Genomic DNA, 25715 nt, shown 5'->3' on the forward strand with positions numbered 1-25715 from the left:
AAATTATTTTTTGGCATTTACCATCCAATTAATTCCGTATTTATCTGTACATCTTCCAAAAAAACCCCATTCTCTTTCGCTAAAATCGTGATGTTTAATTCCGCTTTCAGCTAAATTATTAAACACCTTTTCTGCTGCGGCTTTATCATTAAAATCGATACTCATGTGTATTTGATTTCCGCTACTTATAGGTGTGTCTGGAGCAGCATCATAGGCCATAAAATGTACGCCTTTTCCTTTTAATTCTGCATGTTGCAATTTATTTCTGTAAGAAGAAGGAACATCCATTTTCTTATCTTCATAAGTTTCTCTATTTTCTACATTCGCATTAAATAATTCTCCATAGAAATTTAATGCTTCTTGGCAATTTCCGTTAAATGCTAAATAAGCTTGTATTTTCATTTTTCTAATTTTTTAAGTTTGTATTCTGTTTGTAACAAAAATAAAATAGATAAAAGGGTTTCTTTGGCTTATTTGATAGTTTTACGAACTGTAATCGTAAAAAAGGTTGTTTTAGTAAGTTAATTTAATTTATAGAGGCATTAAGTGGTTGCTAAAAACAGGTTTATTTGATCGTTGTAAAAGATATATCATCTCCTTTAGCTCTAGCATCAAGTACCATTTGTTGCATTTCTTCAGACAAAGAGTCTAGTGGAACAATCAAATCGTCAACGAACACTACGTTATTAAACGGATTGGTTTTTTCCATACTTTGGGTAGAAAACTCTGGGCTAAAATGCCATAAATCAAACATTTCTTTTATAATTCTAGCCTTGCTAGAGACAGTAGTTTGCTTTGTATTAAAATATTCGCAGATTTGTTTAGAACTAACATAAGGTTCAAAAGATTTATCGAATAAAAAATTAATAGAACCAATCGCGTAAATAACAGCTGATGCCCAAATTTCTAATTTTCCTCTTTTAAAAGGAACTTCTCTTTTGCGTGCCATTTTTTTAATGAGCTTTTCGCAAAGTTCTAAATATTCTTGATTGATTTTTTGAATACAAAAAGCACCTGTAAGTTCTAATAGCTGCTTTTCTCTTTCTTTAATTTGAGCTTTTGTCATCAGTTATTTTTTTATGTTTTTTTTAATTTTAAAAGATTACTCGTTGTTTTTCAGTACTTATATTTATAAAACTAAGGTAGAAGAAATAATAGTGGATTCAAAAAAAATGAAACTTTTTTTTTACAATTGTAATCGAGATTTATTTAAAATTCTCGTTTTAATACTGTGCTCTAAACTTCGTTTACTACTTGCAATCAAAATATATTTTTATTGTAATAACACTGCAACTAATAAGTATTTGATTTTAAAATAATTACACATACTGTATCTGGTTTTTATATTAACTCAAATAAAAAAAAGAAGCTTCTAATTTATTTGAAAACATACCAATAATTCTATGCTAAATGAATAATTCACACAACAATATGAAGTGTAAAACGAACATTAACACTAATTTAACTCGCAATAAGTCTAGTGTAGAGTAATCATTTTTTATCATTGTAGAAAAAAAACAATGAGACTTAAACTAATAATTATTTTAACAGTTCTATTTAGCAATTTTTGTTTAACAAATCTAGTGGCGCAAACGCAAACTAAAGACTCTACTAAAATTAGTAAAAAAGAGTTTTTAAAAGGGTTAACCAAGGCCAGTGAAAAGGATTTATCTGACAAAGAAATTATGCTTGATGGAGAGACTATTCCTGTTTACAGCGTAAAAGGAAAAAGAATAAGAGGCAATGAAATGATGCAAGTTATGATTTCTGGAAACTACGTTCCTGATTTTTATATAGACAGTAATAAAGAAATTAAAGCGGCCGTTTTAAGAATTGCAACGAAAGAAGAGAAATTGATGATAAAAGAAATGGAAACTCAAATAAATAGCGAGATTTCGGCCATTGGAACAGATGCTTCTAATTTTTCTGTTACCGACATTAATGGAAATGAATACTCTTTAGAGAGCCTAAAAGGTAAAATTGTTGTTCTTAATTTTTGGTTTGTGGAATGCAAACCTTGTATTGAGGAAATGCCCGAGTTAAATAGAATCGTAAAAAAATATAAAAATAAAGACATCGTTTTTTTAGCATTTGCTACAAATGAGAAAACTAAAATCGACAAATTTTTAAAGAGAAGAGACTTTTTATATAACATAATTCCGGATAGCGAAAAGATTGCCGATAAATATAACGTATCGAATTATCCAACCCATATTGTCTTAGATACAAATTCGAAAATTGCTTATTTAACTAGTGGTTTAGGCTCAACAACAATAAGAGATTTAGAAAACACAATTAAAAGTTTAATTAAAAAATAAGCATCCTACAACAAGAATTGAGTTAAAAAATAAACTCTTCTATGCTTTTGTTTTGTAAAATACAAGAGACTGTCTTAAAGGGCAGTCTTTTTTTTCTGAAATTTTTCTAGCAAAAATTCTTAGCTTTATACCAGTTATTGTTTGAAATTATGGTATAAGCGCAAAAAAACTGCTTGAATAAAAAAATCAAACAGTTTATTTTCTTTTCCGTAGATTATATATAGTTATTATCTTTTTACTCCACCTCTAATTAAAGAAAGTATAAATAATACAATAAATATAAAGAATATAATCTTAGCAATATAAGCAGCAGTTCCTGCGATTCCTCCAAATCCTAATACTGCAGCGATTAAGGCGATTACTACAAATGTGATTGTCCAACGTAACATAGTTTTTAAGTTTTTAACGGTTAATAATATAGTATTTTCTATTTTTTTATACTACAAATTTAACCGTTTTAAGACTTGTAGTTTAACCCTAACAAATTGATTATTAACTCATACAAGTTTGTTTTGGATTATCTTTAACTAAAAAAAAGACGCTTTCGCATCTTTTTTAAATTTTACCAAAAAACAGAATCTTTTATAATACTAATTTTTAATTTAAATACTGTTTCGAAAGATTTTGACTTTTAAAAATCAATAAAATCTAGTATTTACAAATTTTTACTCATATAATCTCTATAATTTTTTGCTAGCTCTTGTTTTTCTTTCTCTGTAAATATTTTTCCAGATAATTGAAAATAAGATTTTTCTTCGTCTTCTAAATGGTGTGCTACTTTATCTTGAAGTTCTTTTGCTATTTTTAACCAAGCAGAAGAATCGTAATCCGTTTCTTCTAATTGCGCTATCAACTCGTCTATCTCATGGTGCTCTGCAATGCCATGTCTTGCTTTGTCTTGCATTATATCATTAGATATTAATGGTTTGTAAAAATGGCGTTCTTCGGCATCTGAATGCACTTCTAGTTCGTCTTTTAACTCTTTAAACAATTGATCTCTTTCTTTAGTATCGCCAGATGTTTTTACTAATTTATCTAACAATTCTCTTTGTTTATCGTGGTCTTTTCTTATTTCTTCATAAATATTCATAGTTGTTGTTTTTTAGTTTTTCAAAATTAATAATCGCCTAAGTTTTTCTTGTCTCAATTAATTTAGATGTTAATCGATATCATAAAAATTATATCTTTTAAAATTTGAAATTTTATCTCAAAAAAAACCTCAATGCTTTCACATTGAGGTTATTAATCAACCAACCACTTATCGGTTACTTATCGCTAAATAACCTAATAAATTTCTTCTATTTTATTTAAATATTTTCTTTATCAAAACTAATAATCCGTATTTACTAGCAAATTTAAAGAAATTTCCTATTAAGCTTAGCGGTTTTAGTTGGTCTTCGAAATCGCTTTTTACAATTTTTAGTTCTTCTAGAGCAATTTTTCTTTCTAAACTTAAGATTTTTAAGTCTTTTTCTATTTCAACAAAATTTGTGTATTTTCTCATCTTTACTCGTTTTTTAGTTTGAGAATTTATCTGCTATCTTAGAAATAATCATCTTGTTTATATTCTTTCTAAAGAAAAAAACTAAAACACCTAGCAAAACATAAATTCCTGCTACAGATAAATAGCCTAAGGCTATACTTTCTAAACAATTACCTAAAAAAATTGCCAAAGCAATAGATGCAAATAAAATTCCTGTCGCCACGAAACCTCCAATAATTAAGAGTTTTACAATTATACTAAGAGAAAATGTTAATGCATAAAAAGCCTTTAATTTATAGTATTTATAACTCGCATCTACATACTTTTTCCCTTGGTTAAAACCATTATCTGACGAGTTGTTTAAAGATTTAAATACACTCATAAATTATACTGATTGAATTTCTTCTCTTCCACTTTTGGCAGTAGAACTAACGTTTTTTTGTAATTTTTTGTTCTTTTCTTTTAATTCACTTAATTTTTTCTCTAAAGTAGAGATTACATCGTCTGCTTTATAACTTACGTTAGACATTACGTCTTCTAACTGAGCATCAAAAGACTTTTTTTTTGAGTTGTAAGTTGCGCTCACTTTTTCTTTTAAATCAGATGCTGTCGCACTTATTTTTTCTGAATATTCAGATGCTGTTTCAGAAATTTTATCTTTCGCAGATAAAGCTTCGTTCTTAATTTTTCTTCTGGTGTTTTCTCCTTTGTCTGGTGCAAATAGAATTCCTGCTGCTGCACCTACTATCGTTCCTAATAATACTCCTGATAAATTTTTCATCTTTATTTTTTTTAAAATTATACTTTTAGTGATGTATCGATTAATACACCACAAAGATACGCCCATAAGAGGGTTTTACTTGACTGTATAACGTTAAATCTTAACTCAAATACTTTTTAGTACAAATTTTAGTTTTTGATGGGTTGTTTTTTGGGCTAATTTATTAATAGATTCTTCTGTAAGTTGCAGAATTCTTGGGTAACCACCCGTAACTTGGCAATCTCTCATTAACACAATTAATTTTCCAGATGGTGTTAATTGAACAACTCCAACCAAAACTGCAGATGTTAAAATTGATGGAAAATCGTTTTCGATTATTTCATTTAAGCGATATCCCATTCTATTATTATCGTTAGAAATTGTAAAAACGTTATTTAACAATTGTTCTTGTTGCTGATGATTTAACAACTCGAATTCTGGTCCCTTGTAACATTTTAACTCTTCTGAATTAAAATGAATAGCTGGTATTTTTATGGCTGAATTTGCTGTTTCTAAATCGTTTTTAAACGTTGTTATTGGCAATATATCTCCTTTTTTAATCGTTAAATTATTTGTTATGTTCTGATAAAAACTGCTACTTCCTAAAACTTTTTCCGTTAAAAACCCACCTTTTACAGCCAAATAACATCTGGCTCCGAAATTAATTTTTCCAAAACTTAAAACATCGTTTTTATAAATTTTTATTCTTGAATTTAATGCAATTGGTTGGTTATTTATTTTTGCTGAAAAATCGCCCCCAGAAATACAAATAGCAGTTGCCGATAAAAATTCGAGCTTGCAACCCCCAAAAGTAATTTCTAAAAGAGCCGCCTCTAAAGAATTATTTAAAACACTGTTTGCAATATCTGCAGCATAACTATCCATAACTCCAGAAACAGGCACTCCATTTGAGGCAAAACCTACTCTACCTTTATCTTGAATTGAAGTATAAAAACCGGGTTTTAAAACGCTAACCATTCAACAAAGTTTTAGAGATTATATAATTATTTTTTAAAACTTCTTTTTCAGTTTGATAAAATTCTTCTAAAGAAATCGCTTTGAATTTTATTTGATCTCCCGATTTTGCGAAACACAGATTTTCGTTTTTTATGTCGAAAAAATGTATGGGTGTTTTGCCAACAATATGCCAACCTCCAGCAGATTCTTGCGGATAAACACCTGTTTGTTTTCCGCCAATTGCGAGGGCTCCTTTTGGTACTTTTAACCTTGGATTTGGTTTTCTATCGAAATGTAATTGTTTATCTAAGCCTCCTAAATATAAAAAACCTGGTAAAAAACCGATAAAGAAAACTGTGTATGTTTTTTTTGAATGAATTTTAATAATTTCTTCGACAGATAAGTTCGATTTTTCTGAAATTTCTTCCAAATCAATCCCAAATTCTAAATCGTAACAAACTGGAATTTCCCAAAGAATTTTTTCTACTTTGTTGAGTTTAAAATCTTGTTTGTAAATTAATTTTAAGCTTTCAACTTCATTACAATAATTGCCAATTTCGTTTTTATACTTTAAAGTTAAAGAATTGTAACCAATTATAAAATCTGTAATTAATGTCGCTTTTTCTTTTTTAATTTTCTCTTTAAAAAGAATGATATCGTTTAAGATTTCTTTACTAATAATGGCTTGCCATTCTATTAAAATAGCAGCATTTCCAAAGGGCTTGTATGTTGTTTTTTTATGCAACTTTAATTTCGTGTTCTTGTAGTTTTTTAGATACGTATTCTAATATCGAAACTGCTTTTTCGTTATCTCCGTGAATACAAAAAGTATCTGCTTTTATGGTTTTTAATTCTCCTGAAATGGTTTTTACGCTTCCTTTACACATTAACAAAACATGGCTTAAAACGTCTTTAACATCGGTAATTAAAGCATTTTCTTTGTTTCTCGATACCAAAGTTAAATCGTTGTTGTAATTTCTATCTGCAAAAACTTCGTACTTTATTTTAATATTTTTTTTAATCGCTAATTTTTCGATTACTGAATTATATGGAACGTATAAAAAAATGTCTTTTGTATATTTTCCGATAGATTTTAAAAAAGTTTCTGCAAAATTTTTATCGACAGCAATTAAATTATACAAAGCTCCATGAGGTTTTATATGGTGTAGTTTTTCAGCAACCAAACTCAATCTATTGGTAAATAATGCTAACTGATTTTCGATACTTTTTTGGAGTTTTTGATGAGAAATATGCATCGACTTTCTTCCGAAGTTTTCTTTGTCTGGAAAAGAAGGGTGCGCACCTATAAACACCTTATTTTCAACTGCTAACTGTATGGTTTTATCAATCGTTTCAGCATTTCCAAAATGGCCTCCGCAAGCAATATTACAAGAAGAAATGTATGGCATTAACAAATGCTCGTTTTTTATTCCTTCTCCAACATCACAATTAATATCGATGGTATTTTTCATTTTAAATTTATAGCAAGTTGTTCTATTAATTTATGTATTAAAAATATTGTTTTAATTTTTGATGCCTTTCAATGAAAGTTTTATATAAAATTAAATACTTTTAAAATTCCTTTTGCTCCTAAAAAAATGGTAATTGCTACAATTACAAAACCTAAAATATTCTGTGTTTTAGAATTTGTAAACTTGCCTAAAACAGTGTTCTTATTCATTATCCATAGTAAAATTCCTGCTATTATTGGCAATAGCATTCCGTTTGCAACTTGGGCAAATTTTATAATATCTATTGGTTTTATTCCTATGGAAGAAAAAACAACTCCTAAAACCAAAATAATTATCCAAACACTTTTAAATTTTTTAGATTTTAAACCTCCTCTCCAACCCAAACAGCCTTTTGCGACATAGGCAGCTGCTAAAGGCGCTGTAATTGCAGATGTTATTCCTGCAGCAAACAACCCCAAAGCCAAGAAATACTTTGCAAATTCGCCATACAAAGGTGCCAAACCTTTGGCCAAATCTGCTGCATTGGTAATTTCTCCAAAAGGAATGGCTGCTGCAGAAACAATAATCGCCATCGAAACCAAGCCTCCTAAAATTATAGAAACAATTGTATCTTTTCTTGCCAATTTTAAATCTTCTTTTTTATTCCACCTTTCTTTTACCAAAGAAGCATGTAAAAATAAATTGTAAGGCACAACAGTTGTACCTATTAAACCAATAACTGTTAATAGACTTTTCTCTGGAAACCTCGGAATAAAAAGTCCTTTTAAGATTTCTAAAATATTAGGTTTGGTAACGATTGCTGTAATTAAAAAGGAAACACTCATTACTAACACAAGTGCTACCAAAGCTTTTTCTAAAAATTTATAATTTCCAATATATAAAAGTACAAATGCAATACTACCAATTACAAAACTTATTATATTGATAGTAATATCGCCAATATTAAAAGTTGATTTCCCAAAAATGGTTTCCAAACCTAAAATGCCACCACTAATATTTCCAGCTTCGTAAGAAGCGTTTCCAACAACAATTGCAGCTAAAATTAACAGCGTTACAAAGTGTTTTAAAAACGGAATTTTAATTTCTTCTCTAATGACTTCAGACAAGCCTTTTTGAGAAATAATACCCAATCTTGCAGCCATTTCTTGTAAAACAATGGTGGCAATCATAGAAAGCAACATTGCCCACAATAAATTAAAACCAAAATTTACACCTGCTAATGTACAAACTGTAACCGTTCCTGGACCAATAAAAGCAGCTGCAACTAATGTTCCTGGACCTATGTTTTGAAACCAATTTTTTATCATAAATTATAATGTTGGTTAAAGATACTTCTAAAAATAAAAAAACACCTCAAATTTGAGGTGCTTTCTTGAAGTAAAATTTAAAAATTCATCTTAAAAAGCATAACGTTGGGGACCTCCTCTTCGAATATCTTCGCTTGCGATATCTTCAAATTGCTTAAAATTATGCCTAAAAGCATTCGATAATTTAAACGCAGTTTTATAGTACGCTTCATCATCATTCCACGTAGCTCTAGGGCTTAATAATTCTGTTGGAACTCCTGGGCAAGTTCTTGGTTGTGCCACTCCAAACACAGAGTGTATATGGTAATCTTCGTATGTATAACTTCCTAAGTCGCCATTTAAAACAGCAGCAATCATTGCTCGTGTATATTTTAGTGGCATTCTTCTACCCACTCCATATTGGCCACCAGACCAACCTGTATTTATCAACCAAACATTTACACCAGCATCTTTCATTTTTTTACTTAACATTTCTGCATATCTTGTAGGGTGTAAAGGCATAAAAGGTGCACCAAAACACGCAGAAAAACTTGGTGTTGGTTCTGTAACTCCTGCCTCTGTTCCTGCTACTTTTGCTGTATAACCAGATATAAAATGGTATGCTGCTTGATTTGGCGTTAATTTAGAAATTGGAGGCAAAACTCCAAATGCATCTGCCGTTAAAAAAAATATATTCTTCGGGTTTTTACCAATGGATGGTTGTTGAATATTATCTATATGATAAATTGGGTAACTAACTCTTGTGTTTTGTGTAATGGAAGTATCTGCAAAGTCGATTACTCCATTTGCATCCATAACAACATTTTCTAGAATTGCTCCTTTCTTAATGGCTCCAAAAATTTCTGGTTCTTGTTCTTGCGATAAATTAATCACTTTTGCATAACAACCTCCTTCAAAATTAAAAACGGTATTTTCTGCAGTCCAGCCATGCTCGTCATCACCAATTAAACTTCTATTGGGGTCTGTAGAAAGTGTTGTTTTTCCAGTTCCAGATAATCCGAAAAAAATAGCAGTATCTCCATCTTTACCAACATTGGCAGAACAATGCATGGGTAACGTATTTTTAAATACTGGAAGTATAAAGTTTAAGGCCGAAAATATTCCTTTTTTAATTTCTCCAGTATAACCTGTTCCGCCAATTAAAGCGATTTTCTTTGTAAAATTTAAGATTGCAAAATTGTGTTGGCGAGTGCCATCTACTTCTGGATCTGCCATAAATCCAGGGGCGTTTATCACAGTCCATTCTGGAGAAAACTCTTTTAATTCTTCGGCAGTTGGTCGCAAAAACATATTGTAAGCAAACATGTTACTCCAAGGAAATTCGTTTACAACTCTAATGTTTAATTTGTAATTTTTATCTGCACAAGCGTAAGAATCTCTTACAAAAACTTCTTTTCCAGATAAATAATTAGTTACTTTATCGTAAAGTGCGTCGAACTTATTAGAATCGAAAGGAAGATTAATGTTACTCCACCAAACTTCATCTTTTGTAATGTTGTCTTTTACAATAAAACGATCTTTGGGAGAACGTCCTGTAAACTCACCTGTGTTTACGGCAATTGCTCCTAAAGAAGATTCTACTCCTTGGTTTTTTTTTAAAGTTTCATTATGTAATTCGTCTGAAGATAGTTGGTAACGAATTGTTGCGTTTTTGATTCCTAGATGATTTAACGAAATCGATTTCGTATTTGTATCTACCATATCAATATATTTTTGTTTTTTTGTGTATTGCAAAATTAAGCAATATTTTAAAACGGACTTCTATTTAGATAAAAATTATTATTATTTTATCTATTTCTTATTTTTTTTGAGAATATAATAATCATGGCAATCCAACCTACGATTAGAAAAAGACCTCCTAAAGGGGTAACAAACCAAATAGATTTTGCAGAAATAGCTGTTAGCTGAATTGCATAAATAGAACCCGAAAAAAGAAGAATTCCTATAAAAAATAAATAACTAATTGTATTTTTTTGTTTTGCTGAAAATCCTGCATACATATTTACAATTAACAACACAATTACATGATACATTTGGTAACGAACCGCCGTTTCGAAACTCGATAATTGCGCTACTGTAAGCGTTTCTTTTAAAGCATGCGCGCCAAAAGCCCCTAAAATAATCGCTAACATTCCTAAAAAACAAGTGATAATAATATTTTTAAACATTTTTAATGGTTTTTGTTAAATTTTAAACAATTAATGTATCTTCGTAATTACACAAAAATACATCTTTTCGTTTATGAAAAACATATTAATAATTGGCGCAGGAAAATCGAGTGCAGCTTTAATAAAATATCTTTTAGATAATTCTGAAAAAGAAAATTTGTTTTTAACTATTGGAGATATTTCAATAGAAAATGCAAACAAATTAATCAATCATCATAAAAACGCGACTGCTATTGTTTTTGATGTTTTTGATAAAAATCAGCGTACAAAAGAAATTCAAAAAGCAGATATTGTCGTTTCTATGTTGCCTGCAAGATTTCATATTGAAGTTGCCAAAGATTGCTTAAAATTTAGTAAAAACATGGTTACTGCTTCTTATGTTTCTAATGAAATGAAAGCACTGGATACTCAAGTAAAAGAAAAAAAATTGGTTTTTATGAACGAAATTGGTGTAGATCCAGGTTTAGACCATATGAGTGCCATGAAAATAATTGATAGAATTCGAGAAAACAACGCCAAAATGTTACTATTCGAATCTTTTACAGGGGGTTTGGTTGCTCCAGAAAGCGACAACAATTTATGGAATTATAAATTTACGTGGAATCCAAGAAATGTGGTTTTAGCAGGGCAAGGTGGAGCTGCAATGTTTATACAAGAAGGCACTTACAAATACATTCCGTATCATAAATTATTTAGAAGAACCGAATTTTTAAAAATAAATAACGCAAAATTTGAAGCATATGCCAACAGAGATTCTTTAAAATATAGAAACGCTTATGGTTTAGAAAAAATACCAACCATGTACAGAGGAACGATTAGAAAAGTGGGCTTTTCTAGAGCTTGGAATATTTTTGTGCAGTTAGGCATGACAGACGATTCTTACACAATTGAAGGTTCTGAAAACATGAGTTACAGAGATTTTGTAAATTTATTTTTAGCCTATTCTCCTTCAGATTCTGTGGAATTAAAACTACGTTCTTATTTAAAAATAGACCAAGACGATGTGATGTGGGAAAAATTATTAGAATTAGATCTTTTTAACCCGAATAAAAAAATAGGTGTTAAAAATGCCACGCCTGCAAAAATGCTACAACGAATTTTAGAAGATTCTTGGACCCTACAGCAAAACGATAAAGATATGATTGTAATGCAACATTTGTTTGGTTACGAAATTAATGGAGAAAAAAAACAAATGGAAAGTAATTTAGTTGTTCTCGGAGAAAACCAAACATATACAGCAATGGCTAAAACTGTAGGTTTACCTCTTGCCATTGCAACTTTAAAAATATTAAAAGAAGAAATTAAAACTCCTGGAGTTCAAATTCCGATTTCCAAAGAAGTTTATATACCCATTTTAAAGGAATTAGAAGCATATGGAATTCAATTTACGGAAAGAGAAGTTCCTTATTTAGGATATAACCCGAACCATGTAATTGGGTAAATCTCAAAAGACTTTTTAGGTTTTTGGTGGTTCTGGGAAAACCTACATTTTCAAATAAAAATCTTTTACCAAACTTATATAATCTGCTGTGTATTGGTGGCGCCCAATTTCAATAACTAAATGTGTTTCTTTTCGTTCTTTTTTCTGAAAAGAAAACTCTAACAAACTTCTTTTAATTTCTGATGTTTCATTCCCTTGAACTCGACAAACTCTACTCAAAAATAAGTGATTTTCGTTTGCTAAATCGATAAAACGCTTCTCTTCCTTAAAAGGGATAATTGTTGAAAAAATTCCGTTTTTCGATAAAATTTTTGCAACTCTACTCACTAATTCTTCAAAAGATAAAGAAGAAGTAAAACGTGCTTTATTTCTGGCGTCGTTTTCAGTTTCAAAATCATCGTTGTAAAAAGGCGGATTTGTAACAATTAAATCATACGTTTCTTCTTCCTCGTAAATTTCATTAGCAAATTCTTGAAAAGTTGCATGGTAACAATACAATCTGTCACCCCAATCTGAATTTTCAAAATTCTCTACAGTTTGTTCGTAAGCATTTTCATCAACTTCAACAGCATCAATTGTCATTGCGTCTGAACGTTGTGCGATCATTAAAGAAATTACTCCTGTACCAGAACCAACATCTAAAATGGTGTTTAAATTATTATCAACAGTACACCAAGCACCTAATAAAACAGCATCTGTACCAATTTTCATGGCAGTTTTATCTTGATTGATTGTAAATTGTTTAAACTGGAAAGGTTTCCCCAAAATTAAATTTTATATTGAATAAAAAATTCTGCGAAAAACACAGAATTTTCTCAAAGTTTAAATCTTAAACTTGTTTGCAGAGAGGAAGGAACTAACACTACTCTCGAGAACTCTCTGTTTATATGCGTTTACAAATATAAGAATTTATACTGACCCCTAATTAGTCCCTTACAATTTAATCTTTTATATACTCATTTACTATATCTACATGAATACCAGAGTAATCAGAAAACTCATCGACAGTTACGAATTGATGAGGTTCTTTATCTAAAAAGTTTTTAATATCATTCAGTAGCTTACGCCCATACCTTTCACTACGCCCTGTGATGCGCTGAATATCTTTTGGATATATACAAGCTCTTTTTTGATTCATAATGCTTTATCTATGCTTTATCTATACTTAAAACAGACTTAATTATTTTATGATGTTGTGGATAATGTGTTGTTAAAATGTTGACAACACGATAGTGTTATCAATATTTTAATAACGTTTTTGGTGTTTTCGGAAAGAACATCCAAAAACGGAATTTAATTTTTCATTGACTGCCATAAAGTTACGTGATTTGGAATATTAATCACAAAAAAAGTAAAAATTATGGCAAAACAAACAGGAATTATTAAGCTAAAAGGAACTATCGGAGGTATTTCTTTTTACAAAACAAGTGACGGACACCTGGCTCGTGAAAAAGGAGGTGTAGACAAAAGCAGAATTCAGAATGATCCTGCGTTTCAAAGAACGCGTGAAAATGGTTCTGAATTTGGACGTGCTGGTAAAGGTGGTAAAGTATTGCGAAACGCCATTCGTTTGCTTTTGCAGAATGCTAAAGACAAAAGAGTGGTCTCTCGTTTGACAAAATCTTTAGTAGCTATCACGAAAACCGATACGACTAACGAAAGAGGTTTAAGAAACTTACAAGATGGAAATTTAGTTCTTTTGGAAGGTTTTGAATTCAATTTGAATGGAAAGCTTGGAGCAACATTATTTGCACCCTTTAGCAAAGCTTTTGATCGAGTTACAGGAGAAGCAACTTTAGACTTAGCTGCTTTTTCTCCTGTGGTTAGAATTGCAGCTCCTGCAGGAACTACACATTTTAAAATTGTGATGGGTGCTGCAGAATTGGATTTTGAGAATGAAACCTCAACTTTTGAGAGTGATGCAACAGCTATTTTACCCTATACAGCTGCAGACACTGCTGCCATTGCGTTATCTGCTACAATAACTGCTAACTCTACCTTACAAGTAGTACAGGTTATTGGAGTTGAGTTTTATCAGGAAGTGAACGGAGAAATGTACGCCCTTAAAAATGGTGCTTACAATGCATTATCTGTTGCGACTGTTGATACTCCATAGTTATGGAATTAGTACTACAAAGAGCTTATTTTAAACAGGGTACCAATGGTACTCTGTTTATTTCTGATCGGTTTCTTTGTCACACCATTGAATTGCCTTGGAGAAACAATCAACGAAATATTTCCTGCATACCAGAAGGAGAATATGAAGTTATTCCTCGCTTTTCTAAAAAGTTTAAACATCATTTGATATTGAAAAATGTAGCCAACAGAAGCTTTATTTTATTTCATCCTGCAAATGATGCAAAAAGAGATTTAGAAGGTTGTATTGCTCCTGTAACTTATTTAAGTGGTGTTGGAAAAGGGATTCATTCAAGGGATGCAATGCAAAAATTACTGTCTTTGGTGTATCAAGCTATAGACCGAAAGGAAAAAATAATATTAATCGTTAAATCACAGAATTATGAAAATTATAGAACGTTATAAAAAACCTACTCCAAAATTTTTTAGAGTATTGAGAAATATTGGTATTGCTTTAGCCACTGCAGGTGGTACTATTATCGCAGCTCCTATTACTATACCAGCAACTATTGTTACCATTGCTACTTATATGACAGTTGCAGGAACTGTGGCCACTGCTGTAAGTCAAGCTGTGGTTTCTGATAATAAGGAGAATGGAACATCTGTAACAACTGAAAAAAGTAAATAATATGAGTTTTCAAGCCTCACATTCTAATTTAAGTATTGGTGTTTGGGGTGGAACTTTTTTATCTGCAATCACTCATATTGGTACAGAGGATATAATTACAACGATTGTATTGGCTACTTTAGGAGCGATTGTGAGTTTTATCGCTTCATTTATGATGAAATATTTTGTAAAAACAATTAAAAGACAGCGTAAAAAGTAATATCAAAAAATCATTATCAGAAAAGGACATTTATATTTTAATTGTCCTTTTTTTATTTTCTATAATTTTTTACTTAACGAAATGAGACAAACAAAGAATTGTGATAAAGAAAGTAAATGAATTTAGCAGAATTTTTGTGCAGATGAATGAGATAAGAAAAAAATTGACAACGAGTATTATCGTTTTTAAAGATTGATGAACAGGGGCTGGTTTGTGTATGGAGTTTATCAATCTTTAAAAATGTTAGCCCAATGGCGATTGAATGGAAATTATTAAAGACGAAGTACATAGTGCGCTGGCAGAAGCGAAAAGAAGTGTGTATTTTTTTATTTGTTTTGTACTATCTTTCTGATTGTTTTTGTAAAAAGTGAATGCCTCAAAAAATATGTTTATTGTACCTAAATTTCTATGTTTACTAAATTACTTTTAAACTTGGATTAGCATTTGCTTTTGTGAAAACAATATTATCCATTCTCTTACAAATAAAAAAATATACTCTTATTGGCTATTCTTGATTTTATAGGTGCTTTAGAATTATTCTTACTATTACTGATTTTCAATGTTACCTAACTTTCCATTATTGAAACTAAAAAAGCACTTATAAAAACAATGCAACAATTACGAAATGTTGTTAAAATAATTAAATTTTATTGTTGATAACGGATTTGCGCGATGGAAGTGCGGCTATTTTACATAATGGCGTTATAGTGCCTGGAGTTTTTCACGGAAGAGCAGTATAACTGCGCATTATGTAAATATAGCTTGGGGATTTTTGTGTTTTATGAAATAATAAAAACGCATTGCTTTTTAGATTTGTGTAATGAGTTTGCGAATGGAACAAGCTCTAAAATGCAACTACCTGTAGATATTTAAAACGCTAAACTTGCATTGGTGCGCGGAACAAACCAAAAGACAGAGGTTTTTTGCTTTTGCAACAAACTGGACTTTGGTTTGTGGGGATTTTAATTATTATCAAGTAATTTATGGTGCAGTTTTATATTCTCAATTTCATAAACTTTTGTTGCGATGCATTCTAATTTATCTGGATTGAAGATTGCTAAATTATAACCTTCAGCAAATAATGAACTCTGATATTCTACACCATCAAAACCTAATGATTTGATAAATTCAGAAATGTATTGAGTAGGAATGTAATCTAACTGTTTATCTCTTTTTCTGATTGGTAATGAGATTTCTTTTTGTAAAGTTTGTATAAATGGAACATAGGTTAAAAAATCTTCTATTGCCTCATTTTCAGACCAAGGAATAGGGTCGTCCTTTGGATTTCTTAAATTGAGGATTTTAAGATCTTCATTTAAACGAAATTCACCAACTGTAACATAATCAAATAAAGATGCTCTTGTTTCATACAAAGATGTTTCTAACTTATCAGCTATATATAAATAAGATATTCCTTTAGGATTTGCTCTACCACCAGTAGCAAGTTCGTTAGGTGGATTACCTATTTGGTTTGTAGTAAAACCTGTTTTATCTGATATGCGACATCTATAAAAAATACGACCTTTCTTTATTGTTTTATAGAAACTTTCGTGATTGAAAAAGTTGGCTAATTTTTTCAAATCAATTGTGTTATTAATATGATATCTATTTACAGATTTAATTTCTTCTTTGAATTCTTTCCAAATACTATGAATTTGATTAGTTTCAGAAATTAGTTCAATCTTTATTTCTGATGATACATTACTATTGAATAATTCTGTTAGAATTTCTTCCTCATCTACAAAAATAGATTCAAATAATAGTTTATTATTATCAACTAAATTAGTAGTAAGATTAAAGTCTTTTTTTATGGATTGGGCAATATCAAAAACCGAATCAGCATTCACTTCATACAAGGAAATTATATTACGAAAAAAAGGAGCTAATTCTCTTGCTGAATAAATAGAAACATTTATCGAATTACAAAAATCACAATTCCCATTTCTATCATCAGCATTAATTATACTTATCAAGTATTCGCTATTAAAACAATTTATAATTAAATCTTATCTACTATTAATTCGATATGATTCATTATAAATAATTTTTTTAGTGTGCCTAAACCAGGAAAATGACCACGATTATGAAGGTCTTTATAAATTTCAACAGCTTGGGTATTTATACTGTTGCTAACACACCAATTTACAAGTTTTTCAAGTGCTTCTGCAAATTTACCACCTATATCAGATACATCTCCATTTGAGTCTGACACAAAGTGTTTTACCATTATTTTGCCTGATGCATTAATATAAGATAAATGCATTGCTACTGCTCTTGGTAAAAATCCTGAATCTGAATAATTATCGCCAACTGTTAAAAAATCAGAAAAACCAAAAAAGCCTTCATCTTTATAAAAACTATACTCTTCAGAAAAAGGACTTTCACCTACTTGAAGATAATCTGCATTTCTTGGCATATCCTTAAAATAATCATCTAATGATATTCTACTTTCTACAGAAAATAGTCTATAATACCGTCTGCTTGTATTACTAAAGTAAATTATATTGTAAATAACATTTATATTATTTTGAATTTCGGCGATACTGACTTCAGATATTTCAGAATTATGAATTAAAGTGACACCCTGATAGTTTAAGTCTAAATTATTTATACTTTCAATTAAAGCTGGAATTTGCTCTTCTATTTTTGAATCAATAATTATTGCAATTTGATAATTGTTGTAATGTTCCAATACATCTTTAAGAAGTTCTATAATTTTATTACCTTCTCCTACTAAACCGCCTACTTTAGGATTGATAATAACACTAAAATTTACATTTTTAGCTGCTAAATTTTTTAACGCAGATTTTAAAGTAGAAGAACCTTTAATTGGTTCGATTACTGGAGATATTTTAGTTGAAAAATTTGGAAGGAAACCACATAATTCACGTAATGCGATTAATTCAAATTGTTTGCCTCTGACATATGGGAAATACATAGCTTACTTTTTTTGTAAAGAAAATCTTCTAACTCAATAAAATCTTTTTTTGAAAAATTTAAAGTGTAGCAGATATGTTTTAATGAATCTGGGACTAAATCATCATTAAATAATTCTGGGTTAGAAATATTTCTAAATTTTAATTCTTTTATAACTAATTTTTGAAACTCTAAAATATCTATTTTTTTTGAAAGTTTAAAACACTCTCTAAAAATTAGGGTGTTAGGAACTTTAGGAATTGCTCCAAAATGTTTTTTAAGTAAACTAATGTATTCATCTTTTCTTAAACTTTTAAATAATGTTTCATAGGAAAATGAAAAATTTTGTTCTGCTTTTTTAATAGTTTTAAGTGCGTTTCTTTTTGTTAATTCAATTAAACCAATTTCTGTGTTATGAAATTTAACCAATAGATTAGGAATATGTTTTGAATTTGAGACCACATAAATTTTATCAGCAAATTTTTTATAATCTGCTAATTGTTTATCTAATTTATCTAAACCATCCAATTCCGTTTTAATTTCATAAACACGAGCTACCCCATTTAAAATAACAAAGTCTGCTATTGAATTATCAATTTTAAATTCTGATAGTGCTATTGATTTTTTTAAGCTATACTTTTTAAGAAGTTTTTGATTTAAAAGAATATTTTTATAAATATATTCATTTTTGTAAGTACCTAAAAGTGATTTGTAAATAGCATTAATAACTTCAAAGTTAGTTGTAGAATCTGATATTTTAGTGTGTTTGCTTATACGATAAAATGTATCAAAATAATTCCTATCCTTTACTATTTTTTTAAAATTAGCAGGAGATAGAATTTGTGATAAATTCCTTAAACTTTCTATATTTTTAGCTACTTGCATTATTTTACAAAGTTAACAAATTACAAAATTTAAACTAAATGATTTAAAAACTATTTTCGTTTATCTAAACTATTTTTATCAAAAGCAATTAAATTAAAAAGCTCACGCATTCTTGAACGTACACGATTGCCATATCTGTACTCCAATTCTTCTGCGTTTAAGTTTGTCGTAGCGTGAGTTTTTAAATTTCTTTTTAAAAATAAATCATAGCGAGATAATAGTATTTCTCCCATTACATTACAATCTTTACCAAAATGTCTTCCAGTGGTTTCTACACCTAAATCATCAAAACAATAAAAGCCATTATTTCCATAATCTTCAATAATTTTAAACCCACTTTTATTAAAACTAAAAGTTATATTTCTTGCTGGAATAAGACTATGTTGATTTTGATGAGGTACTATGAATGGTAATAATTTCATTAAACTGGTTTTACCACAACCCACTGGCCCAGATAATAATATACCCTTGTTTGAATCCACACCTAATTTTGCACAAGTATCAAAATCACGAATAAAATAAATGCACAACTTGTATAAAATTGCTTCATCTTCTGAATATATTTTGAAATTCTTACCAAACAATAATTTACCTTTCGCTTCTAAATAGATTAGAATTTTAGGGAAATTATAGCTTATTTTATTTCCTGTCAATTCACCTAATTGAAACTGGACATTTCCTTCTTGAATGATGTGAGGTGTACTATTCATAATTATTTGATTAGAAACTTCTCGACTGCGCTTGAAGTGACATATATATTTTTAAATATGTTAGGTTATTTAAATAAATCATAGAGGTTCATTATAGTTTTTATTTTTACTAGTCTTTAGGTTGTCCATATTTTGGCTAACTGATTTTTGGTTTGTTCTCGACTGCGCTCGAACTGACATCTCTTCAGCTTTTATCATCCAATTTTTTGCTGTTGCCTGCCAATTGACAATTTTTGTTTTGCCGCCCACTTTCCAACCAATACCTTGGTAATGATTGTAAAATTTTTGAGCTTCAATTTTTGGCCAATTTTCTTTTTTGAAAAAATCAATAACCTCTTTTTCATTTATGGGCTGGTCAAGTTTAGTAACGTTTTTATTGTTTCTATTTGTTTGTATATGTTTATTTATAGATACCAGTGCTTGTCCACTGCTTGTTTCGATATTGGCATTGTTGTGTACCAGAGCTTGTCCAATACTTGTTTCGAATTTGAACATCTTAATTTTACTCCCTTTGTATGGATTATGTGATGGATAATAAATGATGTATTTCCAATAGCTTAATTCTTTAATACACTTATGATATGTGGATTTTGAACCGATTTTTGAAAAACGCATTACTTCTTCACGATTGATGTGAAATTCATCTAAAAATCGATTGTTATTCCATAGTTGAAATAGCGCGATGTACAGACTGATGTGTGTTGGATTGAGGCGATTATCTTTTGAGAATTGCAGGAATATACCTTTTAGATGTTTTATGAAATTTACGTTTTGCATAAAGAGAGGTTTCTCGACTGCGCTCGAAATGACAAAATAATGACCATTTAGAACTTGTTATGAATTCGATTTGCTTCTAATACTTTTACAATTTCTTCATAATCGTAATAGATTACACCACCTACTTTAGAATAAGGAAGTGTGCCATTGATTCTTAAATTTTGTAATGTTCCTGGAGAAATACTTAATAAATCTCTAACTTCTGGTGACTTTAACCACTTTTTAGGAGCAAAGCCAGATTGATGATTAATCATTGCTTTGATGTCTTCTAATAATTCTTGTTTGAATTCTTGTAAATCTTCTGTTGTAATAATTGTTGCTGCCATAGTAAAACGATTTTAATTGTTATTGAAAAAGATTCCCTCTTTCGCGGGGACTTCGCCAAAATATTTTGGCTCGATTTGACTTTCGTTTGGCAAATATGAAGTGATTTAAAGAGTTTTATTCACAAGTAAAGCCCAAGTTGGGTATTTTTATCTACTCATTTTTAATGACTTATATTGATACCATTTGATATTTGCACTTTAAAATTGAAATAACAAAAAGGTAGAAGTTGTAAAATAATATGCAAGATTTTAAAAACACACAAGTTGGGTTTTTATTCGTCTGACTCTAACATCTTATTAATCAATGATTCTTTTAAATTATCTAAAAATTTTGTTTGATTAATTTTCCTTAAACGGATTTCAAGAAATGTTCTGTAATAATCGCCCAGATTAATATTAAACATATGTTCACAAACTGACGCTACTTCTTTTATGTTGGCTTTACCACTATTAATAAAACCTGTACTATGGAGGGCATAAATAAGCTCTATCAAGTCTGTTTTGTTGCCTGTCCAAAATAGGTCTGATTGCTTCTGAAAACCATCGGTATTTGTTTCAATATCATTATTTTCTAATTTATCAACTTCTTTTTTAAGATGTATAATGAGCATATCAAACGCCAAAATTGTAGCAACAGTACTGTCGTGACTTGTAGAAAATTGTACATCTATTAAAAAGTGAAATGTATCTGGATACAACCGAATATTTGCTTTACCTCTTAAAAAATATTGTTCATCTAAAAACGTAGCACCTCTTCTATAATATTGGTAGAATTCTAAGTTTTCATTAAAATAGGTACTAAACCAAAAAGTGTGTAAGTAAAGTTATTCTGAAATTTTTCTAGAGCAATCATTAAATTGCTCCATGAGGAAAAATTTCGGAAATAACTTTACGATTAAATAATCACTAAATTTATAAACACACTTTTATTATGAAACCAGAAGATTTATTAAACGAAGAATTTTTAAAACAATTTAAAACAGGTTCAGAACTAACCAGTTTTATAGAACAACTGCACAAACGTGGTGTAGAAAAGATTTTAGAAGGCGAATTAGATGCGCATTTAGATTACGATAAGCATCAAAAAAGCAACAATCCTAATTCACGAAATGGCTATGGCACCAAGACCATAAAGACGCATTTAGGAGAAACTAAAATAAAAGTTCCAAGAGATCGCGATGCTACTTTCAATCCAATGCTTATTAAAAAGCGAGAAAGTACTGCAGATGGAGTTGAAAACCTGATTATTTCTTTATATGCCAAAGGAATGAGTACTACAGATATCGAAGAACAAATACGAGAATTGTATGATTATAACATCTCTAGTTCAGCCATTTCTAGAATCACAGATAAAATTACAGCTGACATTATTGCTTGGAAAAATAGACCTTTAGAAGCTACTTATCTGATTGTATGGATGGATGGCATCGTTTTTAAGGTTCGTGAAAACTCCAAAGTCATCAATAAAACAATTTACATTGCTGTTGGTCTTAGAGTAGATGGTAAAAAAGAAGTTTTAGGACTTTGGTTAGGAAAAAACGAATCTTCCTCTTTTTGGATGAGCGTTTTAACCGACATAAAAGCCAGAGGAACACAAGACATTTTAATTACAGCAACTGATAATTTAAACGGATTTACAGACACCATTAAAACTATTTTTCCCAATTCAGTAACACAAATATGTGTGGTTCATCAAATCAGAAACTCTTGTAAATATGTAGTCTGGAAAGATAAAAAAGCCTTTACAAGAGATATGAAGCAAATCTATACAGCTCCTACAAAAGAAGCAGCAAAAGCAGCCTTAGAAGACTTTAAAAATAAATGGAACTCTAAATATTCTTATGCCATTAAATCATGGGAAAACAATTGGGATGAACTCACTGTTTTCTTCGATTTCCCATTAGAAATCAGAACCATTATTTATACCACAAATTTGATAGAAAACTTAAATGGGAAAATTAGAAAATACACTAAAAACAAACTCTCATATCCAACAGATGATGCTGTAATTAAATCCGTATTTTTAGCTTTGAGAGAATCAACAAAAAAATGGACATTGCCTATTAGAAATTGGGGTATCATTCTTAACCAATTTTTGGCTATATTTGAAAACAGGATTAAACTATGAAAAATTTAATCCTGTAATTTTTAACTTACACACTTTGCGGGAAAGTGTCTTAAAATATATTTGCAACTTATCTATATAATTATTTAAATATTTGGTAATGGATTTATTACTACTCCTTGGTCTTTTACTTTCAATATTAAACAATGTTACATAATATATTACCTTACTATATATTTGAGGTTTGTATGTTTTGAAGAATTTTATTTCATCTAAATTACTTTTAAAAGGTTTCTTAATTACAGCGTTTCTTATTTCTATAAGAGTTTTCTTTGTTATTTTAATACCTTCTTCTGCTATTTTTAAAATATCTTCATTTTCAGATTCTAATATTTCTAATTTGTTTTCTAATTCTTTTACTTTTTCTTCATATTTTTTCAATCCTTGGGTTTTTACATATTTTATTCTAACTGAATTCTATAAACATTTGTCTTTTTTTTAAAAAATCCTATATTATGATACATTCTGTTTGCTATTTCTCCTTCTGGACTCGATGTTAAATTTATACTCTTTGTATTGTTATTTTTTGAATAATTTATAACATCAATTCTTTTCCAATACCTCTTCTCCTAGCATCTTTATCAACTATAACATCTTCTATCCATACTTTTTGCCTAGTTGGAATTTTATTTGACACTAATGATAATGAACCAATAATTTTGGTGTTTTCCTCTGCTACAAAAAAGATCTGCCGCTTTTAATTTAATTATACTATTAAGTTCTTTGCCTGTAGGCGGAATACATTTTTTTGAAAGTTGAGGTATTAATCTTTCAAAATCTTGGACAATGCTTTGATTTATTATTTTTAATTTATAAATTTTCATTATTTTTTGATTTGATAAGTGAGAAATAAATTAAAACATAAAGTTATTACAACCTATTATCTATAATACCTTGTACAACTTCTGGATTTAATAATGTAGAAACATCTCCTAAATTGTCTAATTCGTTTGAAGCTATTTTACATAAAATTCTCCTCATAATTTTACCTGAACGTGTTTTTGGTAGGCCTTCTGAAAACTGAATTTTATCCAACTTTGCAATAGGTCCAATATGTTCTGTAATAATTTGATTGATTTCTTTTCGTAAGTTGTTTTGATCTCTACTTTCTCCTGTTTCTTTTAAAATCACATATCCATACAATGCACTTCCTTTAATATCATGAGGAAAACCTACAATTGCACTTTCTGCAACTGCTGGATGCTCATTAATTGCATCTTCAATTGGGGCAGTTCCTAAATTATGCCCAGAAACTATAATGACATCATCTACTCTACCTGTAATTCTATAGTAACCTACTTCATCTCTTAAGGCTCCATCACCAGTAAAATAGTTGTTTTTAAAAGCAGAAAAATAGGTCTCTTTGTAACGTAAATGATTGCCCCAAATAGTTCTTGCCATAGATGTCCAAGGAAATTTTATACACAATCTTCCATCTACTTGGTTTCCTTTTAATTCCTCTCCATTTTCATCCATTAAACAAGGTTGAATTCCTATAAATGGTAAAGTAGCATACGTTGGTTTGGTTGGGGTTACATAAGGGATTGGAGTTATCATCATCCCTCCAGTTTCTGTTTGCCACCAAGTATCTATAATCGGACTTTTTTTCTTCCCAACATTGTCATTGTACCAATGCCAGGCTTCTTCATTGATGGGTTCTCCTACAGATCCTAATACTTTTAATGATGACAAATCGTATTTATCTACCAATTCTGTTCCGTGTTTTGCAAGCGCTCTAATTGCAGTTGGTGCTGTATAAAATTGATTTACTTTGTGCTTTTCTACAATTTCCCAAAAGCGTCCAAAATCTGGATAACTTGGTACACCTTCAAACAAAACTGTAGTTGCTCCATTGGCTAAAGGTCCGTAAACAATGTAAGAATGTCCAGTAATCCAACCAATATCTGCTGTACACCAATACACATCATTTTCTGTATATTGAAATGCATTTTTAAACGTATAAGCAGTATAGACCATATAACCAGCAGTTGTGTGTACCATTCCTTTTGGCTTTCCTGTAGATCCAGAAGTATATAAAATAAAGAGAGGATCTTCTGCATCCATAATTTCTGCTTTATATGATGTTGATGCTTGGTCTAATAATGGTTGCAACCATTTATCACGACCTTCTTTCATATCGATATCTGAATTGATTCTTTTTGCTACCAAAACTGTTTCTACACAAGAACAGCTTTCTAGAGCTTCATCTACAATTCCTTTTAAATCTATTGTTTTTTTTCCTCTGTATGAACCATCAGAAGTAATAACCATTTTACAATCTGCATCATTAATTCTTGTTGATAAAGCTGTGGATGAAAATCCTGCAAAAACAACTGAATGAATGGCACCAATTCTTGCACAAGCCAATGTAGCGATTGCTAATTCAGGAATCATTGGTACATAAATACAAACTCTATCTCCTTTTTTAATTCCTTGTTCTTTTAAAACATTTGCAAACTGATTTACTCTTTTGTATAACTGTTTATAGCTGATATGTTCTGCTGGTTCATTTGGATTATTTGGTTCAAATAAAATAGCCGTTTTATTGGCTCTTGTTGCCAAATGCCTATCAATACAGTTTTCAGTGATGTTTAATTGTGCACCTTGAAACCACTTAATTTCTGGTTTTTTAAAATCCCACTCTAATACTTTATTCCATTTTTTTCGCCATAAAAAATGCTCTTCTGCAACTTCTTCCCAAAAATTTTCTGGTTCTCTTATAGATTTTCTATAAACTTGATAATATTCTTCTAAATGCTTAATGTGATAGTTGCTCATAATTTATGATGTAATTTGAAATTGACTATAGTTTTTGAAAACTTCAAAGACGAGTTTTAATTTGTTTCTATTTTTTATACCCAAACAATTAGTTTTAATAATTGCTAATATATTATTACTATTTTGCAATTTTATTAATTAAAATATAACTGTTGGGATTATAAATTTATAAACCATTAATTGACTCTTGTTGATATAGACTAAACTCACCACTAACCCAATTTAGAACTTGTTGATAATTGTTTATGTTTTTAAAAACTATTTTTTCTTTCCAAGGAAAAACTTCTATATCCAAAATAATACTGCTTTTACTAATTGATAAATGAAGT

The 25715-nt window shown here is 29.8% G+C and carries 32 protein-coding genes and 1 pseudogene; 7 read left to right on the plus strand and 26 right to left on the minus strand.

Going from position 1 to position 25715, the window contains the following annotated elements:
• Window positions 1–3 precede the first annotated feature (3 nt).
• Both JL193_RS06710 and JL193_RS06715 read right to left on the minus strand, forming a co-directional pair.
• Window positions 4–402, minus strand: coding sequence for a VOC family protein (locus JL193_RS06710; protein WP_207973052.1), 399 nt, complete (start codon window positions 400–402; stop codon window positions 4–6).
• 163 nt (window positions 403–565) lie between these two features.
• On the minus strand, window positions 566–1066 hold the full coding sequence (locus JL193_RS06715; protein WP_207973053.1) for a DUF6398 domain-containing protein: 501 nt from the start codon (window positions 1064–1066) through the stop codon (window positions 566–568).
• 454 nt (window positions 1067–1520) lie between these two features.
• Between JL193_RS06715 and JL193_RS06720 the strand changes: the two genes are divergently transcribed.
• On the plus strand, window positions 1521–2318 hold the full coding sequence (locus tag JL193_RS06720) for a TlpA family protein disulfide reductase (RefSeq protein ID WP_207973054.1): 798 nt from the start codon (window positions 1521–1523) through the stop codon (window positions 2316–2318).
• Between the two features lie 227 nt (window positions 2319–2545).
• Here the strand turns inward: JL193_RS06720 and JL193_RS06725 are convergent, their stop codons facing one another.
• From JL193_RS06725 to JL193_RS06775, 11 genes are all read right to left on the minus strand, one after another.
• The gene (locus JL193_RS06725; RefSeq protein ID WP_207973055.1) at window positions 2546–2707 is read right to left on the minus strand and encodes a DUF1328 domain-containing protein; all 162 of its coding nucleotides are present in this window, start codon (window positions 2705–2707) and stop codon (window positions 2546–2548) included.
• 266 nt (window positions 2708–2973) lie between these two features.
• On the minus strand, window positions 2974–3408 hold the full coding sequence (locus JL193_RS06730; protein ID WP_207973056.1) for a hemerythrin domain-containing protein: 435 nt from the start codon (window positions 3406–3408) through the stop codon (window positions 2974–2976).
• 213 nt (window positions 3409–3621) lie between these two features.
• The gene (locus JL193_RS06735) at window positions 3622–3822 is read right to left on the minus strand and encodes a DUF6327 family protein (protein ID WP_207973057.1); all 201 of its coding nucleotides are present in this window, start codon (window positions 3820–3822) and stop codon (window positions 3622–3624) included.
• Between the two features lie 13 nt (window positions 3823–3835).
• A complete protein-coding gene (locus JL193_RS06740) occupies window positions 3836–4183 on the minus strand; it encodes a hypothetical protein (protein WP_207973058.1) in 348 nt (115 codons plus the stop codon).
• A gap of 3 nt (window positions 4184–4186) precedes the next feature.
• On the minus strand, window positions 4187–4582 hold the full coding sequence (locus tag JL193_RS06745) for a YtxH domain-containing protein (RefSeq protein WP_207973059.1): 396 nt from the start codon (window positions 4580–4582) through the stop codon (window positions 4187–4189).
• Between the two features lie 105 nt (window positions 4583–4687).
• Window positions 4688–5539, minus strand: coding sequence for a 5-oxoprolinase subunit C family protein (locus tag JL193_RS06750; protein WP_207973060.1), 852 nt, complete (start codon window positions 5537–5539; stop codon window positions 4688–4690).
• Window positions 5532–6263: a 5-oxoprolinase subunit PxpB gene (gene pxpB, locus JL193_RS06755; RefSeq protein ID WP_207973061.1), complete on the minus strand. Its 732-nt coding sequence runs from the start codon at window positions 6261–6263 to the stop codon at window positions 5532–5534. Before pxpB ends, JL193_RS06750 begins: the two co-directional genes overlap by 8 nt.
• Window positions 6256–6990, minus strand: a complete 735-nt coding sequence (gene pxpA, locus JL193_RS06760) for a 5-oxoprolinase subunit PxpA (protein ID WP_207973062.1) — start codon at window positions 6988–6990, stop codon at window positions 6256–6258. The genes pxpB and pxpA overlap by 8 nt, the downstream gene beginning before the upstream one ends.
• An 80-nt stretch (window positions 6991–7070) precedes the next feature.
• Complete coding sequence (locus tag JL193_RS06765) at window positions 7071–8297, minus strand: Nramp family divalent metal transporter (protein WP_207973063.1); 1227 nt, start codon at window positions 8295–8297, stop codon at window positions 7071–7073.
• 90 nt (window positions 8298–8387) lie between these two features.
• Window positions 8388–9998, minus strand: a complete 1611-nt coding sequence (gene pckA, locus JL193_RS06770) for a phosphoenolpyruvate carboxykinase (ATP) (protein ID WP_207973064.1) — start codon at window positions 9996–9998, stop codon at window positions 8388–8390.
• 86 nt (window positions 9999–10084) lie between these two features.
• Window positions 10085–10465, minus strand: a complete 381-nt coding sequence (locus tag JL193_RS06775) for a DUF423 domain-containing protein (protein WP_207973065.1) — start codon at window positions 10463–10465, stop codon at window positions 10085–10087.
• Window positions 10466–10538: 73 nt separating this feature from the next.
• Here JL193_RS06775 and JL193_RS06780 point away from each other — a divergent pair, with 73 nt between their 5' ends.
• Window positions 10539–11906 (plus strand): saccharopine dehydrogenase family protein, encoded by a 1368-nt coding sequence (locus tag JL193_RS06780; RefSeq protein ID WP_207973066.1) that lies wholly within the window; start codon window positions 10539–10541, stop codon window positions 11904–11906.
• 42 nt (window positions 11907–11948) lie between these two features.
• On the opposite strand, the gene JL193_RS06785 is transcribed toward JL193_RS06780, so the two are convergent.
• Both JL193_RS06785 and JL193_RS06790 read right to left on the minus strand, forming a co-directional pair.
• Window positions 11949–12671, minus strand: coding sequence for a tRNA1(Val) (adenine(37)-N6)-methyltransferase (locus JL193_RS06785; RefSeq protein WP_243456859.1), 723 nt, complete (start codon window positions 12669–12671; stop codon window positions 11949–11951).
• A 175-nt stretch (window positions 12672–12846) separates the two neighbouring features.
• The gene (locus JL193_RS06790; protein ID WP_207973067.1) at window positions 12847–13044 is read right to left on the minus strand and encodes a hypothetical protein; all 198 of its coding nucleotides are present in this window, start codon (window positions 13042–13044) and stop codon (window positions 12847–12849) included.
• Window positions 13045–13266: 222 nt separating this feature from the next.
• Between JL193_RS06790 and JL193_RS06795 the strand changes: the two genes are divergently transcribed.
• Genes JL193_RS06795 through JL193_RS06810 form a run of 4 tightly spaced genes read left to right on the plus strand, consistent with a single transcriptional unit; the run spans window position 13267 to window position 14869 of the window.
• Window positions 13267–14022, plus strand: coding sequence for a hypothetical protein (locus tag JL193_RS06795; protein WP_207973068.1), 756 nt, complete (start codon window positions 13267–13269; stop codon window positions 14020–14022).
• 2 nt (window positions 14023–14024) lie between these two features.
• Window positions 14025–14447, plus strand: coding sequence for a DUF5675 family protein (locus JL193_RS06800; RefSeq protein WP_207973069.1), 423 nt, complete (start codon window positions 14025–14027; stop codon window positions 14445–14447).
• Window positions 14425–14670: a hypothetical protein gene (locus JL193_RS06805; protein WP_207973070.1), complete on the plus strand. Its 246-nt coding sequence runs from the start codon at window positions 14425–14427 to the stop codon at window positions 14668–14670. Before JL193_RS06800 ends, JL193_RS06805 begins: the two co-directional genes overlap by 23 nt.
• Before the next feature lies 1 nt (window position 14671).
• Complete coding sequence (locus JL193_RS06810) at window positions 14672–14869, plus strand: hypothetical protein (RefSeq protein ID WP_207973071.1); 198 nt, start codon at window positions 14672–14674, stop codon at window positions 14867–14869.
• A 962-nt stretch (window positions 14870–15831) separates the two neighbouring features.
• On the opposite strand, the gene JL193_RS06815 is transcribed toward JL193_RS06810, so the two are convergent.
• The 7 genes and pseudogenes from JL193_RS06815 to JL193_RS06845 form a co-directional block, all read right to left on the minus strand.
• The gene (locus JL193_RS06815) at window positions 15832–16842 is read right to left on the minus strand and encodes an RES family NAD+ phosphorylase (RefSeq protein WP_207973072.1); all 1011 of its coding nucleotides are present in this window, start codon (window positions 16840–16842) and stop codon (window positions 15832–15834) included.
• Window positions 16843–16868: 26 nt separating this feature from the next.
• Window positions 16869–17807, minus strand: a complete 939-nt coding sequence (locus JL193_RS06820) for a sce7725 family protein (protein WP_207973073.1) — start codon at window positions 17805–17807, stop codon at window positions 16869–16871.
• Complete coding sequence (locus JL193_RS06825; RefSeq protein WP_207973074.1) at window positions 17768–18670, minus strand: sce7726 family protein; 903 nt, start codon at window positions 18668–18670, stop codon at window positions 17768–17770. The genes JL193_RS06820 and JL193_RS06825 overlap by 40 nt, the downstream gene beginning before the upstream one ends.
• A gap of 50 nt (window positions 18671–18720) precedes the next feature.
• Entirely contained in the window at window positions 18721–19380 is a 660-nt protein-coding gene (locus tag JL193_RS06830; RefSeq protein ID WP_207973075.1) for a P-loop NTPase family protein, read from the minus strand.
• A 78-nt stretch (window positions 19381–19458) separates the two neighbouring features.
• Window positions 19459–20157 carry a hypothetical protein gene (locus JL193_RS06835; RefSeq protein WP_207973076.1) on the minus strand — a complete coding sequence of 233 codons (699 nt, stop codon included), beginning with the start codon at window positions 20155–20157 and terminating at the stop codon, window positions 19459–19461.
• 47 nt (window positions 20158–20204) lie between these two features.
• On the minus strand, window positions 20205–20483 hold the full coding sequence (locus JL193_RS06840) for a helix-turn-helix domain-containing protein (RefSeq protein WP_207973077.1): 279 nt from the start codon (window positions 20481–20483) through the stop codon (window positions 20205–20207).
• 272 nt (window positions 20484–20755) lie between these two features.
• A pseudogene (locus JL193_RS06845) lies at window positions 20756–21268 on the minus strand (RteC domain-containing protein); the annotation flags it as partial.
• A 146-nt stretch (window positions 21269–21414) separates the two neighbouring features.
• On the opposite strand from JL193_RS06845, the gene JL193_RS06850 reads away from it, so the two are divergent.
• Complete coding sequence (locus JL193_RS06850) at window positions 21415–22611, plus strand: IS256 family transposase (RefSeq protein WP_207970621.1); 1197 nt, start codon at window positions 21415–21417, stop codon at window positions 22609–22611.
• Here the strand turns inward: JL193_RS06850 and JL193_RS06855 are convergent.
• The 4 genes from JL193_RS06855 to acs all read right to left on the minus strand — a co-directional run bounded on the left by JL193_RS06855 (window position 22606) and on the right by acs (window position 25386).
• Entirely contained in the window at window positions 22606–22989 is a 384-nt protein-coding gene (locus JL193_RS06855; protein ID WP_207973078.1) for an RteC domain-containing protein, read from the minus strand. The two genes, JL193_RS06850 and JL193_RS06855, sit on opposite strands and share 6 nt — an antisense overlap.
• Before the next feature lie 154 nt (window positions 22990–23143).
• Entirely contained in the window at window positions 23144–23245 is a 102-nt protein-coding gene (locus tag JL193_RS17480; RefSeq protein ID WP_367890035.1) for a GNAT family N-acetyltransferase, read from the minus strand.
• Window positions 23235–23432 carry a hypothetical protein gene (locus JL193_RS06865; RefSeq protein ID WP_207973079.1) on the minus strand — a complete coding sequence of 66 codons (198 nt, stop codon included), beginning with the start codon at window positions 23430–23432 and terminating at the stop codon, window positions 23235–23237. The genes JL193_RS17480 and JL193_RS06865 overlap by 11 nt, the downstream gene beginning before the upstream one ends.
• A gap of 46 nt (window positions 23433–23478) precedes the next feature.
• A complete protein-coding gene (gene acs, locus JL193_RS06870) occupies window positions 23479–25386 on the minus strand; it encodes an acetate--CoA ligase (RefSeq protein ID WP_207973080.1) in 1908 nt (635 codons plus the stop codon).
• Window positions 25387–25715: the final 329 nt, after the last annotated feature.

Origin of the sequence: Polaribacter batillariae, from assembly GCF_017498485.1 — a bacterium.
GTDB classification, from domain to species: Bacteria; Bacteroidota; Bacteroidia; order Flavobacteriales; family Flavobacteriaceae; genus Polaribacter; species Polaribacter batillariae.

Excerpts from the sequence above, each read along its gene's own strand:
- JL193_RS06710 (WP_207973052.1), bottom strand. The coding sequence starts at position 402 with ATGAAAATACAAGCTTATTTAGCATTTAACGGAAATTGCCAAGAAGCA.
- JL193_RS06715 (WP_207973053.1), bottom strand. The coding sequence starts at position 1,066 with ATGACAAAAGCTCAAATTAAAGAAAGAGAAAAGCAGCTATTAGAACTT.
- JL193_RS06720 (WP_207973054.1), top strand. The coding sequence starts at position 1,521 with ATGAGACTTAAACTAATAATTATTTTAACAGTTCTATTTAGCAATTTT.
- JL193_RS06725 (WP_207973055.1), bottom strand. The coding sequence starts at position 2,707 with ATGTTACGTTGGACAATCACATTTGTAGTAATCGCCTTAATCGCTGCA.
- JL193_RS06730 (WP_207973056.1), bottom strand. The coding sequence starts at position 3,408 with ATGAATATTTATGAAGAAATAAGAAAAGACCACGATAAACAAAGAGAA.
- JL193_RS06735 (WP_207973057.1), bottom strand. The coding sequence starts at position 3,822 with ATGAGAAAATACACAAATTTTGTTGAAATAGAAAAAGACTTAAAAATC.
- JL193_RS06740 (WP_207973058.1), bottom strand. The coding sequence starts at position 4,183 with ATGAGTGTATTTAAATCTTTAAACAACTCGTCAGATAATGGTTTTAAC.
- JL193_RS06745 (WP_207973059.1), bottom strand. The coding sequence starts at position 4,582 with ATGAAAAATTTATCAGGAGTATTATTAGGAACGATAGTAGGTGCAGCA.
- JL193_RS06750 (WP_207973060.1), bottom strand. The coding sequence starts at position 5,539 with ATGGTTAGCGTTTTAAAACCCGGTTTTTATACTTCAATTCAAGATAAA.
- pxpA (WP_207973062.1), bottom strand. The coding sequence starts at position 6,990 with ATGAAAAATACCATCGATATTAATTGTGATGTTGGAGAAGGAATAAAA.
- JL193_RS06765 (WP_207973063.1), bottom strand. The coding sequence starts at position 8,297 with ATGATAAAAAATTGGTTTCAAAACATAGGTCCAGGAACATTAGTTGCA.
- pckA (WP_207973064.1), bottom strand. The coding sequence starts at position 9,998 with ATGGTAGATACAAATACGAAATCGATTTCGTTAAATCATCTAGGAATC.
- JL193_RS06775 (WP_207973065.1), bottom strand. The coding sequence starts at position 10,465 with ATGTTTAAAAATATTATTATCACTTGTTTTTTAGGAATGTTAGCGATT.
- JL193_RS06780 (WP_207973066.1), top strand. The coding sequence starts at position 10,539 with ATGAAAAACATATTAATAATTGGCGCAGGAAAATCGAGTGCAGCTTTA.
- JL193_RS06790 (WP_207973067.1), bottom strand. The coding sequence starts at position 13,044 with ATGAATCAAAAAAGAGCTTGTATATATCCAAAAGATATTCAGCGCATC.
- JL193_RS06795 (WP_207973068.1), top strand. The coding sequence starts at position 13,267 with ATGGCAAAACAAACAGGAATTATTAAGCTAAAAGGAACTATCGGAGGT.
- JL193_RS06800 (WP_207973069.1), top strand. The coding sequence starts at position 14,025 with ATGGAATTAGTACTACAAAGAGCTTATTTTAAACAGGGTACCAATGGT.
- JL193_RS06805 (WP_207973070.1), top strand. The coding sequence starts at position 14,425 with ATGAAAATTATAGAACGTTATAAAAAACCTACTCCAAAATTTTTTAGA.
- JL193_RS06810 (WP_207973071.1), top strand. The coding sequence starts at position 14,672 with ATGAGTTTTCAAGCCTCACATTCTAATTTAAGTATTGGTGTTTGGGGT.
- JL193_RS06820 (WP_207973073.1), bottom strand. The coding sequence starts at position 17,807 with ATGTATTTCCCATATGTCAGAGGCAAACAATTTGAATTAATCGCATTA.
- JL193_RS06825 (WP_207973074.1), bottom strand. The coding sequence starts at position 18,670 with ATGCAAGTAGCTAAAAATATAGAAAGTTTAAGGAATTTATCACAAATT.
- JL193_RS06830 (WP_207973075.1), bottom strand. The coding sequence starts at position 19,380 with ATGAATAGTACACCTCACATCATTCAAGAAGGAAATGTCCAGTTTCAA.
- JL193_RS06835 (WP_207973076.1), bottom strand. The coding sequence starts at position 20,157 with ATGCAAAACGTAAATTTCATAAAACATCTAAAAGGTATATTCCTGCAA.
- JL193_RS06840 (WP_207973077.1), bottom strand. The coding sequence starts at position 20,483 with ATGGCAGCAACAATTATTACAACAGAAGATTTACAAGAATTCAAACAA.
- JL193_RS06850 (WP_207970621.1), top strand. The coding sequence starts at position 21,415 with ATGAAACCAGAAGATTTATTAAACGAAGAATTTTTAAAACAATTTAAA.
- JL193_RS06865 (WP_207973079.1), bottom strand. The coding sequence starts at position 23,432 with ATGAAAATTTATAAATTAAAAATAATAAATCAAAGCATTGTCCAAGAT.
- acs (WP_207973080.1), bottom strand. The coding sequence starts at position 25,386 with ATGAGCAACTATCACATTAAGCATTTAGAAGAATATTATCAAGTTTAT.